The following is a 15,756-nucleotide window of genomic DNA, read 5'->3' on the forward strand; positions in this document are numbered from 1 at the left end:
GCCGTGAAGGCGGGAGTCGGTGTCCGTGTCGCTCTGACTTGGAATAAGTTACGCGAACCTTCAATCAATTCACAAATCGCCTGGTCACAACACCGATTCACTAGCCAAGGCCAGGTCAGACAGTTAAGCCTTTCCGCCAATCGCGAATAGGCCCGAGTGTGACGCCGAGCACCGAACCTATTCGGAGCCCACCCTCTCGATCACTCCCCCGAGTCCACGAAGATTCTCGACGAAACGCGGGTACCCACGGTCGATGTGGAAGATGTCGTGGACTTCGGTGGTTCCGTCCGCGACCAACCCGGCAAGCACGAGCCCGGCGCCTGCCCGAATGTCCGAAGACCACACCGGCGCACTCGACAGCACTGGAACTCCGCGGATCACCGCGTGGTGACCGTCAGTACGAGCGTCGGCGCCCAGTCGGATCATTTCCTCGACAAATCGGAAACGCGATTCGAATACGTTCTCGGTGATCATCGAGGTGCCCTCGGCAACCGCCGCCAAACCGATTGCCATCGGCTGCAGGTCTGTCGGGAATCCGGGGTAAGGCAATGTTGCGAAATTGACTGCTTTGGGCCGTTCACGCTGGATGACACGGAAACCGTCTACCTCGGGAGTCACCTCCGCGCCGGCTGTCCGAAGCTTGTCGAGGACCAACCCGAGATGCTTGTGGTTCACCCCGCGAACGCGGACGTCGCCCCTGGTCATGGAGGCAGCGACACCCCACGTTGCGGCAACGATCCGGTCACCGATGACGCGGTGCGTAGTCGGCTCCAACTTGCGGACGCCTTGAATGGTGAGCGTCGAACTTCCGCCGCCCGACACCTTGGCGCCCATTTCGTTGAGCATGTTGCAGAGATCAACGATCTCGGGCTCACGTGCAGCGTTGTCGATCACCGTTTCACCTCGGGCGAGCACTGCTGCCATCAAGATGTTCTCGGTTGCACCCACAGACGGGAAGACCAGGCGAATGTTCGCACCGTGAAGGTCGTCTGCCTCGGCAACGACACATCCGTGTTCGATTTCGCTACGCGCGCCCAACAGGCGGAGCCCGGATTGGTGCATGTCGAGTGGCCTCGAACCGATCGCATCGCCGCCAGGAAGTGCGACAACAGCGCGTCGACAACGCGCGACCAGCGGACCAAGCACACACACCGACGCCCGAAACTGCTTCACCGCGTCAAAATCAGCGTGATATTTCGGCTCGGCCGGCGTCGTGATCCGCACTTCGGAGTCTTCGAGTTCGACCTCGCAGCCCAGCCCTCGCAAGACGTCCGCCATCAGGGGCACGTCGAGAATGTCCGGGCAGTTGGTCACCACAGTGGTGCCTTCGGCCAACAGCGCAGCGGCCATCAGCTTCAACACACTGTTCTTGGCCCCTCCCACCAGTACTTCACCTTCGAGGCGGTTACCCCCGGTCACAAGAAAGTGCTCACTCACGGTTCACAGCCTAGAGCCACAACCTCGTCGGCACCGCGCCGGTACCGTAGCCCTATGTCTGTTCACCTGACGAAGATCTACACCCGGACCGGCGACGACGGGACCACCGGCCTCAGTGATTTTTCGCGAGTCTCCAAGAACGATCCGCGTCTGGTCGCCTACGCGGATTGCGACGAGACCAACGCGGCGATCGGTGTGGCCGTTGCCCTCGGCACACCCCCGGAGAATCTGCTCACGATGCTGCGCCAGATCCAGAACGACCTCTTCGACGCGGGGGCCGACCTGTCCACCCCTGTCGTCGAGAACCCGAAGTACCCACCGCTGCGAGTGACTCAGGCCTATATCGATCGACTCGAAGGATGGTGCGATGAGCTCAATGAGCAACTGGCACCGTTGAATTCGTTCATTCTGCCCGGCGGAACTGCCCTGGGCGCCCTGCTTCACGTAGCACGAACCGTCTCGCGGCGTGCGGAGCGTGCGGCCTGGTCCGCCATCGATGCGAACCCGGAAGACACCAGCGTCCTCCCCGCGAAATATCTCAACAGATTGTCGGATCTGCTCTTCATCATGGGAAGAGTGGCAAATCCTGAAGGCGATGTGCTCTGGAAGCCCGGCGCCGGGGCTTGAGCGGGACCGGTCAGGCGGTGCGTCGCCTACGGGCGCGCCCGTCCGGCCGTGATTCGACCCAGGACAGGAAAGCTGTCAATGCTCCACTGTCCAAGGCGATTTCGTAGGCCGACGATCCGTCGTTGACCTTGACCACGACGATATCGTCGCTCATGATGTCGAATTCGGTACCCGAGGGAGAGCGACGGCTCTCGACCTCGATTCCTTGACGATCAATCCTGGAGTCCGGGCCCGGCCGCAGACTCGACAGTTTGAAAAAGACGAAGGTGCTTTCGCCGTAGCGAATGATTCCGTGACGCCACCCGCTGTCCCCCGGGGATGGCAGAACACGAAGCAGTGCAGCGGTACCGCCGCGACGTAGAACCAGCAGACGATACAGAAAAGCCGCAACGAGAACCGCGAGCAGCACAACCAGAATGATCAACACAGTCATTCCGAATGTCACTGTTCGTCGGCTCCCGTCGCGGCTTTACTCGAGTAACTTACGCGCGCTCGACGGCCCGGAGCTGACCCTTGGCGACCGCAATCGCTTCGAGGTCGCCCGAGTTCTCGGCCAAGACAGCCTTGGCTGCCTCGACGTCGATGTCCTGTGCCATGTCCGCGGACTCGGCAAGAATCGTCACCGTCGTCGCAGTGACGGAGAGGAACCCTCCGTGTACTGCAGCAACGATACGCTCGCCGTCGACCGGGGTGATCGACACGGTTCCGCCCTCGATCAGCTGGCCGAGGACCGGCTCATGCCCGGGCATGATGCCGATTTCGCCCTCAGTGGTCTGAGCGCTGACCAGCGTCGCCGAACCAGACCACAAGCGCTGCTCGACGGCAACGAGTTCTACGGTCATCTCAGCCATCGTGGACTACTTCCCGGCCATCTTCTTGGCTGCAGCTTCGACGTCGTCGAGTCCACCGCAGCTGTTGAATGCCTGCTCGGGCAGGTGATCGAACTCGCCCTTGCAGACGCGGTCGAAGGCTTCGATCGTGTCGCGGAGCGGCACGACGGAGCCGGGCTCACCGGTGAACTTCTCGGCAACGATGAAGTTCTGGCCGAGGAACTTCTGGATACGACGGGCGCGGCCGACGAGGACCTTGTCCTCTTCCTGAAGCTCGTCCATACCGAGGATGGCGATGATGTCCTGCAGTTCCTTGTACTTCTGCAGGATGCGCTTGACCTCGTTGGCAACACGGAAGTGCTCGGCACCGACGATGCCGGGCTCCAGGATGCGGGAGGTCGAGCTCAGCGGATCCACAGCGGGGTAGATACCCATCTGCGAAATCGGGCGCGAGAGCTCGGTGGTGGCATCGAGGTGCGCGAACGTCGTAGCCGGCGCGGGGTCGGTGTAGTCGTCGGCAGGCACGTAAATAGCCTGCAGCGAGGTGATCGAGCGACCGCGGGTCGAGGTGATGCGCTCCTGGAGCTCACCCATCTCGTCCGCCAGCGTGGGCTGGTAGCCCACTGCCGAAGGCATACGGCCGAGGAGGGTGGAAACCTCGGAACCTGCCTGCGTGAAGCGGAAGATGTTGTCGATGAACAACAGGACGTCCTGGCCCTGAACGTCGCGGAAGTACTCCGCCATCGTCAGTGCGGACAGGGCGACGCGCATACGCGTTCCGGGCGGCTCGTCCATCTGGCCGAAGACAAGGGCGGTGTCCTGGAGGACGCCCATCTCTTCCATTTCCAGGTGGAGGTCGGTGCCCTCACGGGTACGCTCACCGACGCCTGCGAACACCGAGGTGCCCGAGAACTCGCGAGCGATACGCGTGATCATTTCCTGGATCAGAACGGTCTTGCCGACGCCGGCGCCACCGAACAGGCCGATCTTTCCACCCTTGACGTACGGGGTGAGAAGGTCGATGACCTTGATGCCGGTCTCGAGGATCTCGGTCTTACCTTCGAGCTGATCGAAGGCTGGTGGCTTGCGGTGGATGCCCCACTGCTCGCCGTCGCGGCCGAGGCCGGGGGTGTCGAGGCAATCGCCCAGGGCGTTGAACACGTGGCCCTTGACGACGTCACCGACGGGAACCGAGATCGGCTTGCCCGAGTCGGTCACTGCAGTGCCGCGGACGAGGCCGTCGGTGGGCTGCATGGAGACGGTGCGGACCAGGTTGTCACCGAGGTGCTGTGCAACCTCGAGCGTCAGCGTCTTGGCGACCGAGGGAAGCGTGATCTCGGCGTTCAGGGCGTTGAACAGTTCAGGAACAGCGCCACGCGGGAATTCAACGTCCACGACGGGACCGATGACCCGCACGACGCGGCCGGCTACGGCCGAAGCCGAACCTGCCCCGTTGTTTTCGGTTACTGCTGCGGTCATGTGCTAGTCACTTCCTGCGCTCGAGGCGAGCGCGTTGGCGCCGCCGACGATCTCGCTGATTTCCTGGGTGATCTGGGCCTGGCGAGCCTGGTTGGCCTGACGGCTCAACGTGTTCACCAGTTCGTTTGCGTTGTCCGTCGCGGCCTTCATGGCGGTACGACGGGCTGCCGACTCCGATGCCGCAGCATCGAGAAGCGACGAGAAGATACGAGTGCTGACGTACTTCGGGAGAAGAGCACCGAGAAGCTTCTCGGGCTCGGGCTCGAAGCTGAAGTCCGCGACGGGGCCATTGTCATGGTCGTCGTCGTGGCCGTTGGTCAGCATGTCGTCACCGAGTTCGATGCGCTCTTCCGACACGAAGACCTCGAGAGGAGCCATACGGCGAACCTCGGGAGTCTGCGTCAGCATCGACACGAAGCGGGTGTAGACGATATGGAGTTCGTCGACGCCCTCGATCGTGCCTTCACCGTTCGGAGCGGCAACCTGGTTACCCGAACCAGCCATGAACAGCTCCACCAGGTGGCGGCTGGCCTTCGCTGCATCCGAGTAACCCGGATCCTGCGAGAAGCCCGTCCACGCAGCACCGATGTCGCGGCCGCGGAACGTGTAGTAGCCGAGTCCCTTGGAACCGAGCACGTACACGACCGGCTCCTTGCCCTCGCTGCGGAGGAGAGCCATGAGCTCTTCTGCCTGCTTGAGGACGTTGGAGTTGTAGCCACCACACATGCCGCGGTCACTGGTGACAACGAGGACCGCAGCCCGCTTGGGCTCCGGGCGCTCGTTGAGCAACGGGTGATCGAGCGAAGCAGACGCACTCGCCAATTCGGTGAGTACCTTCGTGATCTCCTCGGCATACGGCTTGGACGCGGCGACGCGAATCTGAGCCTTGGTGATACGCGAAGTCGCGATCAGTTCCTGTGCCTTGGTGATCTTCTTGGTCGAGTTGACCGACTTGATACGAGACCGCAATTCGAGAATGCTCGCCATCGATCAATCACTCTCCCTTCGGAATTCGCAGTGTCATGGGCGCGTACGTCACTTGCTGACGGTCTTGCGCTTGACGTTGATCTGCTCGTTCTCGACCTCGTCGGCGCCCAAAGCGTCAGCCTCGGCCTCGTTCACGACCCGGCTTCCGTCGGATGCGATGAAGCCTTCCTTGAACTTGTTCGTTGCAGCGATCAGCGCAGCAGCGTTGTCGGCATCGAGTGCCTTACCGCCGTTGATGCTGGAGTAGACGCCAGCAGCCGAGTGCTTGAGGTCTTCGAGCAGTTCCTTCTCGAAGCGACGGACGTCACCGATCGGAACGCTGTCGAAGATGCCTTCGCCGGCGAGGTAGATCGAGACGATCTGGTCCTCGACAGGGATCGGGCTGTATTGATCCTGCTTGAGCAGCTCGACCAGACGGGCACCGCGCTCGAGCTGAGCCTTGGAGGCAGCGTCGAGGTCGGATGCGAAAGCGGAGAACGCTTCGAGCTCACGGAACTGAGCCAGTTCCAGACGCAGCGAACCGGAAACCTTCTTCATGCCCTTGGTCTGTGCAGCGCCACCGACGCGGGAGACCGAGATACCGACGTTGATCGCGGGGCGAACGCCCTTGTTGAACAGGTCGGACTCGAGGAACACCTGACCATCGGTGATGGAGATGACGTTGGTCGGGATGTAAGCCGAGACGTCGTTCGCCTTGGTCTCGATGATCGGCAGAGCCGTCAGCGAGCCACCGCCGAGTGCGTCGGACAGCTTCGCCGAACGCTCCAGCAGACGGGAGTGCAAGTAGAAGACGTCACCGGGGTAAGCCTCGCGTCCCGGCGGGCGACGCAGCAGCAGCGAGATGGCGCGGTACGCCTCTGCCTGCTTGGTCAGGTCGTCGAACACGACCAGAACGTGCTTGCCCTGGTACATCCAGTGCTGGCCGATGGCCGAGCCGGTGTACGGTGCGAGCCACTTGAAGCCTGCGGAATCAGAGGCCGGAGCAGCAACGATGGTGGTGTACTCCATCGCGCCCTTCTCCTCGAGGGCAGCCTTGACGCCCGCGATGGTGGAACCCTTCTGACCGATGGCAACGTAGATGCAGCGCACCTGCTTGTTGACATCGCCGGAATCCCAGTTGGCCTTCTGGTTCAGGATGGCGTCGATGCAGACCGCGGTCTTGCCGGTCTTGCGGTCGCCGATGATGAGCTGGCGCTGGCCGCGGCCGATCGGGGTCATGGCGTCGATAGCCTTGATACCGGTCTGGAGCGGCTCTTCGACCGGCTGGCGCTCGAGCACCGAAGCGGCCTGGAGCTCGAGTGCACGGTTCTCGGTGCTCTCGATCTCGCCGAGTCCGTCGATGGGCGCACCCAGCGGGTCGATGACGCGGCCGAGGAAAGCATCGCCGACGGGAACCGACAGAACGTCGCCCGTGCGCTTTACTTCCTGGCCTTCTTGAATGTTCTGGTAATCGCCAAGGATGACGGCACCGATTTCGGTGGCATCCAGGTTGAGCGCGACGCCGACGATTCCACCGGGGAACTCCAACAGCTCGTTGGACATAGCCGAAGGCAGGCCAGAGACGTGCGCAATGCCGTCACTGGTGTCGGTCACTGTGCCGACCTCCTCACGGGAGGCCTCCGGGGAGTAGCTCGCGGTGTAGTTGTCGATCGCGCTACGGATCTCGTCGGAGGAGATCGTCAGCTCCGCCATGTTTTTCCTGCTCTCGGTGTCTGGTCTTCGAAAAGATCTGGAGTATGTGTTCGGCTGAAGGACTACTTGAGGTTCTTCCGCAGTGCTGCGAGTCGACCCGCTGCGCTGCCGTCGATAACCTCGTCGCCCACCCGGACGACCAAGCCGCTGAGGAGTTCTGGATCAACCTCGACGTGTACTGCTACCGGCTTCCCGTAGGTGCGGGTAAGAGTGCTGGCCAAGCGATCCGACTGCTCCGAGCTCAACGCCGAGGCGCTGCGAACGTGAGCAACGGTGGTATCGCGCTGCGCTGCGGCAAGATTCGACAGCTGATCGAAAGTGTCTGCGGGTGCAGACTTCAACCGGCCGACGGCCTGTCCGGCGAGTGCCTCGGTGACCGCGGTGACCTTGCCGTAGAGCAAGCGGGAGAGGAACTCACGCTTGCGGGCTGCGGGAACCGACAGATCCGAGAGCGTCTGCTCCAGGCTGGGATCCCCTGCCACGATGCGACCGAGACGGAAGAGCTCGTCCTCAACGGTGTCCAACTGGCTCTGATCGGCTGCGGCGCGGAGCAGAGCTTCGCGTCCGAGCAGTTCGAGCGAGTTGACCAAGTCGCGGGCCGCAGACCAGTCCTGGCCTGCAGCTGCCTTCACGGTGGCGAGCGCCTCGGCGCCGACCTTTCCGGAGAACAACTGCTCTGCCAAAGCCTGGCGACCAGCGGCCGGTGCCGAAGCGTCAGCCAGCGCGCTGCGAAGAGCGCGCTGGCCGTCGAGTACCTCGACCACCGAGAAGAGCTCGGACCCAGCCTGAGCAGAAGCAGCAGTTGCGGCTCCTGCAGAGACGGCGCCCAGGGCACTGCTCAGCGCAGAACGAGTCTGCGCCAAGGCTTCACGGCTCGCTGCGTACATGTTGCTCACTTCCTGGCTGAATCAGCGCTGACGGTGTCGAGCTCGTTGAGGAAACGATCAACCGTTCCGGCGCGCTTCACGTCGTCGGCGAGAGACTCCCCGATGACCTTCTCGGCCAGGTCTACAGCGGTCTTGCCGAGATCCGAGCGGAGCTCAGCGACGATCTGCTGACGCTGGGCGACGAGCTGGCTGTGGCCTGCGGCCACGATGCGGTCGCTCTCGTCCTGCGCCTGAACCTTCATGTCAGCGATGATCTGCTGACCCTGGGTACGCGCTTCCTCACGGATCTGCGCTGCCTCGGTACGAGCTTCGGCGAGCTGCGCGCGGTACTGCTCGAGCGCGGCCGCTGCCTCTGCCTGTGCGTCTTCGGCCTTCTTGATGCCGCCCTCGATCTGCTCGGTGCGTTCGGCCAAGACCTTCTGGAACTTCGGAAGAACGAGCTTCCAGAAGACAAAACCGACTACGACGAGCGCAACCGCGGACCACACGATGTCGTATGTCTCGGGCAAGAGAGGATTGTGTGTCTCCTCTGTTGCCGCGAGCACTGCGAAGGTGGCTCCCATGTCTGTCTTAGAAAATGAAACCGGCGACAAGGCCGATCAATGCGAGGGCCTCGGTGAATGCAATACCGAGGAACATGGTGGTACGAACCTGGCCGGCCATCTCGGGCTGGCGGACCATGCCTTCGATTGCCTTGCCCACAACGATGCCCACGCCGATGCCGGGGCCGATTGCTGCGAGGCCGTAGCCGATGGCTCCGTAGCCGCGCGACTTGGTCTCGACAACTTCCTGAGCGAGGTAAGCGATGCTCATGGTGTTCCATTCCCTTTCTGTTGACCTCTGCCGGATTCGGCAAGAGGCTCAGTTCTTGGTGTAGCTGGTGAGGAGGTAAAAGGTCAGTGCTCGTCGGCGTGGAGCGCCAATTCGATGTACACCGCGGTCAGCAACGCGAACACGTAAGCCTGCAGGAAGATGACCAGCAGCTCGAAGAACGTGAATGCGATACCGGCGATGATCGACGGAACGCCGAAGATCGCCTGGAATCCGCCGGACACGAAGAAGAAGTAGTTCGTCGCGCTGAAGAACAGCACCAGCAGGATGTGGCCGGCCAACATGTTGGCCATGAGACGAACCATCAGCGTGAACGGGCGCAGGATGAAGGTCGAGATGAACTCGATGGGCACCAACAAGAAGTGCAGGGGCAGCGGAACGCCGGGAACGACGATGCTGCTCTTGACGTACTTGAAGAAGCCGTACTTCTTGATTCCGACGTAGTTGAACACGATGTAGGCGAGCGCCGCGAGTACCAGGGGCATACCGATTCGTGCGTTCGGCGAGATGTTCAGGAAAGGAATGATGCTGGCCATGTTGCTGGCGACCACGATGAAGAAGATCGTCGTGATGACCGGCAGGAAGCGCTTGCCCTGTTCCTTGCCCAGGATCTCCTCGGCGATGTTGATACGAACGAAGTCGAGCGCAAGCTCAGCGGCGTTCTGCATCCCACGGGGAACCAATCGAGGGCTGCGCATCGCGATCACGAAGAAGGCTGCGACCAGCACCGACATCAGCAGACGAATCAGCATCAGACGGTCGAGCTCGAAGGGGCCCGCGTGAATCAACACGGAGGGCGGGAAAAAATCGTCTAGTGACGGCGCATGGAATTCATCCGCGGCCAGGGTGGTGACGCTCAGCGTTCTCTCCCGTAGTCGGTCCGCAGCCATCATTGACTGCGGTTCGATCGGACATTGACGATCTACAAGTCGACAAGTTCGACTCGCGCATTCGTCAGCAGCTGGAGAACCCTAGAGGGGCCTGGCGTCTGTCGGTGTCGGCGACTCTCGTCGACTCAGTGGCCAGAATTTCGACCACCTGCGAGCACATGGCATCGTCGGCTGAGTGTTACTCGGCCCACCATTGCTCTCGCTTGAACCGAACCTTATCAAGTCATCTACGACATTGTGTAGATGGGGTACCTGGAAGTCCGATTAGTTACCTCTTGTAGTACTACTCGTCGTCGTCGACGTTGCTGCTGGGAGTGGGATCGACGTACGGAGTTTTGGTTCCGAGAACGCCGTATGTCTCCGCACCGAGCACGACGACCAGCGACATGATGATGACCAGGATGAGAGCGGTCTTGTTGTAGAAATCCATGTCCGAGAGGACAAAGAGAACAACCATCGCGAGAATCATCTTCAGCAGCCACGTGCCGAGAAGAACTGCACCGGCCGTGAGCGCAGGCAACTTCGCTGTGAGCAGCACGCCCAGCGCCGTGAACAGGATGAACCCGCCGCCGACGGCTGCGCCGATCAAAGCGCCGTAGACGCCTTCCTTGCCGGCGAAGAGCCCGCCCAGGAGCGCGCCGACCACGGCCAGCGCGATCAGCCCCATCACACCCCACTTCACGGCCGACTTCATGGCGGCGGTCGAATCAGGGATGGGTTGCGAGGCAGGTACAGGCTGCGGCGTGTTCGTCACGATGCCCAAGGGTAATGGATCGGGAAACTTGGCTACCGACGCTGTTGCTTGCGATCGATCAGGGACGGCACCGCGGTGAAGAACAAGGCAATGACCAACCCGGCCGCAACCAGTACGACAACCAGCTGTCGATTGAGCAGCGAGGATCCGACGGCACCGAAAGCCAGAACGCTGACCCACAGGTAGATGACCAGCACAACCCGTCGGTGCGTGTGTCCGATTTGCAGGAGGCGATGATGCAGGTGCATCTTGTCCGGACTGAACGGACTGACGCCCGCTTTCGTCCGGCGGATCACGGCCAGGAGCATGTCCAGCATCGGGATGAACATCACAGCACCGACCAGCAACAACGGCGCGAGGAGGCCGACCAGGTCGCGGGTTCCGTAAGCAGTGAGCGGAATACGACCGGATGCACTGGTGGAGATCGCGGCAAGCATGAGACCGATCAACATCGACCCGGAATCGCCCATGAAAATGCGCGCTGGATTGAAGTTGTGCGGAAGAAAACCGAGACAAGCGCCTGCCAAGGCCGCCGCGATCATCGCCGGCGGGTAGACACTCGCGTCGCCGCCCTGATCGTGGAGCAGACCGATCGAGAAGATGAGGATCGCCAAGGCCGCGATGAGGCCCAAACCGGCGGCCAATCCGTCGAGACCGTCGACGAAGTTCATCGCGTTGATGGTCGCCACGGCGATAGCCACCGTGAACAGTCCCGATTGAATCTGATCGAGGATGATCGTGGACCCACCGTCACCACCGAACGGGTTGTAGATGATGAACCAACTGACGCCCATCACCACAAGAACTCCGGCAGCAGTCACCTGACCCACGAACTTGGTGAGAGCGTCGAGACCCCACCTGTCGTCGATCACGCCCACGAGGACGATGACGGCGCCCGCGACGAGCGCAGCGTGCACATCCGGACTACCGAAGCCGAAACCTCTTGTGAGCGCCGGTAATTGCTGCGCGAACAGCAGACCGACAACCATGCCGATATACATTCCGACGCCACCGAGGCGCGGAATCGGCTCGACGTGAACGTCCCGATCACGCGGTATGGCGACGGCGCCGAACCGCAGCGCCAACAACCGGACTGCGCCAGTCGCCAGGTATGTCACTACCGCCGCCGTACACAGCACGAGCAACAGTTCACGGATGGGAACACCCGCTCCCCCGCCGCCCTGTGCCAGATACGTGGTCGCCTCGTAGGAAGTGATCACTGCGCGAGATCACCCGTCTGGCGGGGATAGGCAGGCTTTGCCCGTACCAGTTCGCGAACGCCGTCGGCAACTGATGCCAACTCGGCCTCCCCTGACGTGGTGGCTGGATCCGCTACGACTGCACGCGCGATCAACTCCCCCACGACGCTCATGTCGGACGTGTTGAATCCCTGGGTCGTCACGGCCGCGGATCCGACGCGGATTCCGGACGTGACGGCCGGCGACTGCGGATCGAACGGAATCGCGTTCTTGTTGAGCGTGATCGAAGCCAGTCCGCACCTACGCTCGGCGTCGACTCCGGTGACACCGCTTGCGCGCAGGTCGAGAAGCGCCAGATGCGTGTCGGTTCCACCGGACACGGTGCGCAGGCCGCGAGCTTCCAACGACTGCGCGAGCGCCGACGCATTGGCAACCACTTCCTGTGCATACCAACGATATTCCGGCGTCGACGCTTCTTTGAAGGCAACCGCCTTCGCAGCGATCGCATGCATCATCGGGCCGCCTTGAATGAAGGGGAACACCGCGCGATCGACAGCCGAGGCATGCTCGCTGCGGCACAAGATCATTCCGCCGCGCGGACCTCTGAGGACCTTGTGCGTCGTCGCGGAGACCACGTCGGCATACGGAACACACGACGGTATCGCCCGGCCTGCCACGAGTCCGATGAAGTGGGCGGCATCGACCCACAGGATCGCACCAACCTCGTCCGCGATCGACCGGAAGGCTGCGAAGTCGATGGTTCGGGAGTACGCGGTCGCGCCGGCGACGATGATTTTCGGCTTGTGCGCCAGAGCCAGGGTGCGAACCTCGTCGTAGTCGATCAATTCGGTGGCCGAATCGACGTGATAGGGAACGGTGGTGAACCACTGCCCCGAAAAGCTGACCCGAGACCCGTGAGTCAGATGCCCACCGTGCGGCAGACTCATCGCCAATACGGTGTCGCCGGGCTTGGCGAATGCGGCGTACACCGCGAGATTCGCGGTGGCCCCCGAATGCGGCTGGACGTTGACGTGCTCGGCGCCGAACAGTGCCTTTGCCCGGTCGATCGCCAGATTCTCGGCTACGTCGACGTACTCGCACCCGCCGTAGTAACGCCGACCCGGATAGCCCTCGGCGTACTTGTTGCTCAGGGTCGAACCCAAGGCAGCCAGTACCGAGGGGCTGGTGAAGTTCTCGCTTGCGATGAGTTGAAGCCCGCCGCGCTGACGCTCGAGTTCGGCCAGCGCAACAGCCGCGATCTCGGGGTCCGCCGTGGCAAGCTCACCGAAATCCGGTCCCCAATACGTGGATTCCCCCGCGCGCTCGCCGCCGGCGCCGACCATCGTTACGAAACTCCCTCTACGAGGCTTTCCGGACTGGTGCCCAATACCTCGGCGATGGATTCTGCCGAGACGGCACCCACTCGCAAGATACGCGGTGAATTGCCGGTCAGGTCGACGATCGTGGAAGCAACGGCGTGTTCGGCCTTGCCTCCGTCGAGGTACACGCTGGCAGATCCGCCGAGCTGATCTCGGGCTTCCTCGACGGTAGTTGCCGGCGGACGCCCCGAAATGTTGGCGCTCGAGACGGCAAGCGGTCCGACATCGCGCAACAGTTCGAGGGCAACCGGGTGCAGGGGCATGCGGAGCATGACGGTTCCGCGGGTATCACCGAGGTCCCAGGCAAGTGAAGGCGCCTGCTCGACGACCAAGCTCAGTCCGCCGGGCCAGAACGCGCGGATCAGATCCCGGGCCTGGGGGCGCACGCTGTAGACGAGCCCGTCGATGGTGTTCCACGATCCGACCAGTACCGGGACGGGCATGTCTCGCCCGCGTCCCTTGGCACGCAACAGACTCGTGACAGCTTCGCTGTCGAACGCGTCCGCGGCGAGTCCGTAAAGGGTGTCGGTAGGGAGAACTACGAGTCGGCCGGCCTTGAGCGCGTTCTTCGCGGCGGCCAAGCCTGCGGTTCGGGAATCTGTCTGACTGCAGTCGTACACGGTGCTCACTCAGCCATCCTTTCACTCTGCACTTCGGGCGTTCGATTCCGCTGCGCTTCGACGTCGGTGGCGACACGTCTGGCGACGACGAAACGCGGACGACCGGCAAGATCGGGATGCTGCGCAACGTCGCCGAACACCCGGCGCGCCGAGAACAGCGCAGCGACGCCGTCGCCGTTGGTGTCGTCGTGCTCGATGCCTGCCGCGCCGCCGATTCGAAGCCACCGCGCGATGTTGCTGATCATGGGTTTGATGACGGACAGACCGTCGGCGCCACCGAACAACGCGGTGTGCGGGTCGTAATCCATGACCTCAGGCTGCAATTGCGCGCCTTCGGGGATGTACGGCGGATTGGACACGACCAGATCGACGCCGCCCTCGAGCCCTGGCAACAGGTTCCGATCGGTGACATCGCCCTGATGCAGATGGATCGGTGTATCACCGGCGGCCTCGCGGTCGGCAGCATTACGACGCGCCCACGCCAACGCGGCGGGCTCTTTCTCCACGGCGTGAACGACGGCGTCTGGACGGGCCTCGGCGATGGACAGCGCGAGTACACCCGATCCCGTGCACAGGTCCAGAACTACCGGCGGCTTGCTTCCGCAACCTTCGAGGAACGAGAGCGCCCAACCCATGAGCAATTCGGTTTCGGGCCGCGGAATGAAGACACCCGGACCGACAGCGACGTCGATGTTGCCCATCGATGCGACTCCGATGATGTGCTGCAACGGAATCCGCTTCACGCGTTGCGCCACCAACTCGTCGAACGCCGCGATGACCTCAGGATCGACCAACGGAATCAGCCCGAGACGCGTGCGTTCGACGCCGAGCAGGTGGGATGCCAACAACTCGGCGTCGGTGCGTGGGCTGGGCACACCTGCGGCGTCGAGCTGTTTTGCAGCTTCGATCAGCGCCAAACGAAGTGGAAGTCGACTCACGGGTACAGCCTGCCACGCTCGACCGACACGCGGTTCACCGAGTTCCCGGCGGGACGGAGGTCAGTCATGGTCTGCATCTACTCGGCCGCGAGACGCGCCTCTCGGTCCGCCTTGCCCAATGCGTCGAGAAGTGCGTCGAGCTCACCGTCGAGCACTGCGTCGAGGTTGTGCGACTTGAATCCGATGCGGTGATCGGTGATGCGGTTCTCAGGGAAGTTGTAGGTGCGGATGCGCTCCGAACGGTCCACCGTCCGAACCTGACTCTGGCGACCTGCCGACGCTTCTGCGTCCGCGGCTTCCTCGGCGACTACCTGCAAACGGGCTGCAAGCACCTGCATGGCACGCGCCTTGTTCTGGAGCTGCGAGCGCTCGTTCTGGCAGGTGACGACGATGCCGGTCGGAAGGTGCGTGATTCGAACCGCGGAGTCCGTGGTGTTGACGCCCTGACCGCCCTTGCCGGACGAACGGTAGACGTCGATACGCAGGTCACTCTCGTCGATCTGGACTTGCTCGACCTCTTCGGGCTCCGGGTAGACCAGAACGCCGGCGGCCGAAGTGTGTACGCGTCCCTGGGATTCGGTGACGGGCACTCGCTGGACGCGGTGAACCCCGCCCTCGAACTTGAGCCTCGCCCACACTCCGTCCGGGGTATCTGACTTGCTCTTGATCGACAGCGTGGCTTCCTTGTATCCGCCGAGATCGGAGACCGTCGCGTCGAGGATCTCGACGCGCCAGCCGTGCCGTTCCGCGTAGCGGACGTACATGCGGGCCAGGTCCGAGGCGAAGAGCGCGGATTCTTCGCCGCCCTCACCGGACTTCACTTCGAGGACGATGTCGTCGCCGTCATGCGGATCACGCGGTGCCAACTGATCGGTCAGCGTCTGCTCGAGCTGCGCGACCTCGGCTTCGAGATCGGGGATCTCGGCGGCGAAGCTGGAATCGTCGGCGGCGAGTTCGCGCGCAGCTTCCAGATCGTCCTGCGCAGCCGTGAGCTTGTTGTACGTCGACATGATCGGCGAGAGCTCGGAGAACCGCTTACCGACGCGCCTGGCAGCGGCAGGGTCGTTGTGCAGCGCCGGATCGGACATCTGCGCTTCGAGACCGGCGTGCTCCGCCAAGATGTCGTCGATGGCCGAGGGCTGGGTTGCGCCTGCCATGGTTCGCTCCGCTCTGAGTTTCGATTCCTACGGTGCGCGCTTGAAGGTA

17 protein-coding genes are annotated in these 15,756 nt (G+C 62.6%); 1 reads left to right on the top strand and 16 read right to left on the bottom strand.

The window, feature by feature from the left end; translation table 11 throughout:
- Positions 1–177: 177 nt before the first annotated feature.
- Complete coding sequence (gene murA / locus ACKAMS_RS27905; protein ID WP_003941314.1) at positions 178–1,437, bottom strand: UDP-N-acetylglucosamine 1-carboxyvinyltransferase; 1,260 nt, start codon at positions 1,435–1,437, stop codon at positions 178–180.
- Positions 1,438–1,491: 54 nt separating this feature from the next.
- On the opposite strand from murA, the gene ACKAMS_RS27910 reads away from it, so the two are divergent.
- A complete protein-coding gene (locus ACKAMS_RS27910) occupies positions 1,492–2,064 on the top strand; it encodes a cob(I)yrinic acid a,c-diamide adenosyltransferase (protein ID WP_408989871.1) in 573 nt (190 codons plus the stop codon).
- Between the two features lie 10 nt (positions 2,065–2,074).
- Here ACKAMS_RS27910 and ACKAMS_RS27915 read toward each other — a convergent pair whose 3' ends face one another.
- The 15 genes from ACKAMS_RS27915 to prfA form a co-directional block, all read right to left on the bottom strand.
- On the bottom strand, positions 2,075–2,497 hold the full coding sequence (locus tag ACKAMS_RS27915; RefSeq protein ID WP_029255703.1) for a DUF2550 domain-containing protein: 423 nt from the start codon (positions 2,495–2,497) through the stop codon (positions 2,075–2,077).
- Between the two features lie 49 nt (positions 2,498–2,546).
- Entirely contained in the window at positions 2,547–2,915 is a 369-nt protein-coding gene (locus ACKAMS_RS27920) for a F0F1 ATP synthase subunit epsilon (protein ID WP_019749170.1), read from the bottom strand.
- Between the two features lie 6 nt (positions 2,916–2,921).
- On the bottom strand, positions 2,922–4,373 hold the full coding sequence (gene atpD / locus ACKAMS_RS27925; protein WP_003941349.1) for a F0F1 ATP synthase subunit beta: 1,452 nt from the start codon (positions 4,371–4,373) through the stop codon (positions 2,922–2,924).
- Between the two features lie 3 nt (positions 4,374–4,376).
- Positions 4,377–5,360, bottom strand: coding sequence for a F0F1 ATP synthase subunit gamma (locus ACKAMS_RS27930; RefSeq protein ID WP_003941320.1), 984 nt, complete (start codon positions 5,358–5,360; stop codon positions 4,377–4,379).
- Positions 5,361–5,408: 48 nt separating this feature from the next.
- Positions 5,409–7,052 (bottom strand): F0F1 ATP synthase subunit alpha, encoded by a 1,644-nt coding sequence (gene atpA, locus ACKAMS_RS27935; protein WP_019749171.1) that lies wholly within the window; start codon positions 7,050–7,052, stop codon positions 5,409–5,411.
- Positions 7,053–7,114: 62 nt separating this feature from the next.
- Positions 7,115–7,939: a F0F1 ATP synthase subunit delta gene (locus ACKAMS_RS27940; protein ID WP_003941304.1), complete on the bottom strand. Its 825-nt coding sequence runs from the start codon at positions 7,937–7,939 to the stop codon at positions 7,115–7,117.
- Between the two features lie 5 nt (positions 7,940–7,944).
- Positions 7,945–8,502 (bottom strand): F0F1 ATP synthase subunit B, encoded by a 558-nt coding sequence (locus ACKAMS_RS27945; protein ID WP_019749173.1) that lies wholly within the window; start codon positions 8,500–8,502, stop codon positions 7,945–7,947.
- A 7-nt stretch (positions 8,503–8,509) separates the two neighbouring features.
- Positions 8,510–8,752: an ATP synthase F0 subunit C gene (locus tag ACKAMS_RS27950; protein ID WP_003941327.1), complete on the bottom strand. Its 243-nt coding sequence runs from the start codon at positions 8,750–8,752 to the stop codon at positions 8,510–8,512.
- A gap of 83 nt (positions 8,753–8,835) precedes the next feature.
- Entirely contained in the window at positions 8,836–9,663 is an 828-nt protein-coding gene (gene atpB, locus ACKAMS_RS27955; RefSeq protein ID WP_019749174.1) for a F0F1 ATP synthase subunit A, read from the bottom strand.
- A gap of 280 nt (positions 9,664–9,943) precedes the next feature.
- Positions 9,944–10,414, bottom strand: coding sequence for a hypothetical protein (locus ACKAMS_RS27960; RefSeq protein WP_408989872.1), 471 nt, complete (start codon positions 10,412–10,414; stop codon positions 9,944–9,946).
- Between the two features lie 32 nt (positions 10,415–10,446).
- The gene (locus ACKAMS_RS27965) at positions 10,447–11,634 is read right to left on the bottom strand and encodes a glycosyltransferase family 4 protein (RefSeq protein WP_019749176.1); all 1,188 of its coding nucleotides are present in this window, start codon (positions 11,632–11,634) and stop codon (positions 10,447–10,449) included.
- Positions 11,631–12,956 carry a serine hydroxymethyltransferase gene (gene glyA, locus ACKAMS_RS27970; protein ID WP_080910658.1) on the bottom strand — a complete coding sequence of 442 codons (1,326 nt, stop codon included), beginning with the start codon at positions 12,954–12,956 and terminating at the stop codon, positions 11,631–11,633. Before glyA ends, ACKAMS_RS27965 begins: the two co-directional genes overlap by 4 nt.
- Positions 12,957–12,958: 2 nt before the next feature.
- Entirely contained in the window at positions 12,959–13,621 is a 663-nt protein-coding gene (locus ACKAMS_RS27975; protein WP_003941345.1) for an L-threonylcarbamoyladenylate synthase, read from the bottom strand.
- A complete protein-coding gene (gene prmC, locus ACKAMS_RS27980; protein WP_019749178.1) occupies positions 13,618–14,550 on the bottom strand; it encodes a peptide chain release factor N(5)-glutamine methyltransferase in 933 nt (310 codons plus the stop codon). Before prmC ends, ACKAMS_RS27975 begins: the two co-directional genes overlap by 4 nt.
- A gap of 77 nt (positions 14,551–14,627) precedes the next feature.
- Positions 14,628–15,707 (bottom strand): peptide chain release factor 1, encoded by a 1,080-nt coding sequence (gene prfA, locus ACKAMS_RS27985; RefSeq protein ID WP_003941341.1) that lies wholly within the window; start codon positions 15,705–15,707, stop codon positions 14,628–14,630.
- Between the last annotated feature and the right edge of the window lie 49 nt (positions 15,708–15,756).

This window comes from Rhodococcus sp. 5A-K4, assembly GCF_046097995.1.
Classification (GTDB): domain Bacteria; phylum Actinomycetota; class Actinomycetes; order Mycobacteriales; family Mycobacteriaceae; genus Rhodococcus_F; species Rhodococcus_F erythropolis.

Excerpts from the sequence above, each read along its gene's own strand:
- ACKAMS_RS27910 (WP_408989871.1), top strand. The coding sequence starts at position 1,492 with ATGTCTGTTCACCTGACGAAGATCTACACCCGGACCGGCGACGACGGG.
- ACKAMS_RS27915 (WP_029255703.1), bottom strand. The coding sequence starts at position 2,497 with ATGACTGTGTTGATCATTCTGGTTGTGCTGCTCGCGGTTCTCGTTGCG.
- ACKAMS_RS27920 (WP_019749170.1), bottom strand. The coding sequence starts at position 2,915 with ATGGCTGAGATGACCGTAGAACTCGTTGCCGTCGAGCAGCGCTTGTGG.
- atpD (WP_003941349.1), bottom strand. The coding sequence starts at position 4,373 with ATGACCGCAGCAGTAACCGAAAACAACGGGGCAGGTTCGGCTTCGGCC.
- ACKAMS_RS27930 (WP_003941320.1), bottom strand. The coding sequence starts at position 5,360 with ATGGCGAGCATTCTCGAATTGCGGTCTCGTATCAAGTCGGTCAACTCG.
- atpA (WP_019749171.1), bottom strand. The coding sequence starts at position 7,052 with ATGGCGGAGCTGACGATCTCCTCCGACGAGATCCGTAGCGCGATCGAC.
- ACKAMS_RS27940 (WP_003941304.1), bottom strand. The coding sequence starts at position 7,939 with ATGTACGCAGCGAGCCGTGAAGCCTTGGCGCAGACTCGTTCTGCGCTG.
- ACKAMS_RS27945 (WP_019749173.1), bottom strand. The coding sequence starts at position 8,502 with ATGGGAGCCACCTTCGCAGTGCTCGCGGCAACAGAGGAGACACACAAT.
- ACKAMS_RS27950 (WP_003941327.1), bottom strand. The coding sequence starts at position 8,752 with ATGAGCATCGCTTACCTCGCTCAGGAAGTTGTCGAGACCAAGTCGCGC.
- atpB (WP_019749174.1), bottom strand. The coding sequence starts at position 9,663 with ATGATGGCTGCGGACCGACTACGGGAGAGAACGCTGAGCGTCACCACC.
- glyA (WP_080910658.1), bottom strand. The coding sequence starts at position 12,956 with ATGGTCGGCGCCGGCGGCGAGCGCGCGGGGGAATCCACGTATTGGGGA.
- prfA (WP_003941341.1), bottom strand. The coding sequence starts at position 15,707 with ATGGCAGGCGCAACCCAGCCCTCGGCCATCGACGACATCTTGGCGGAG.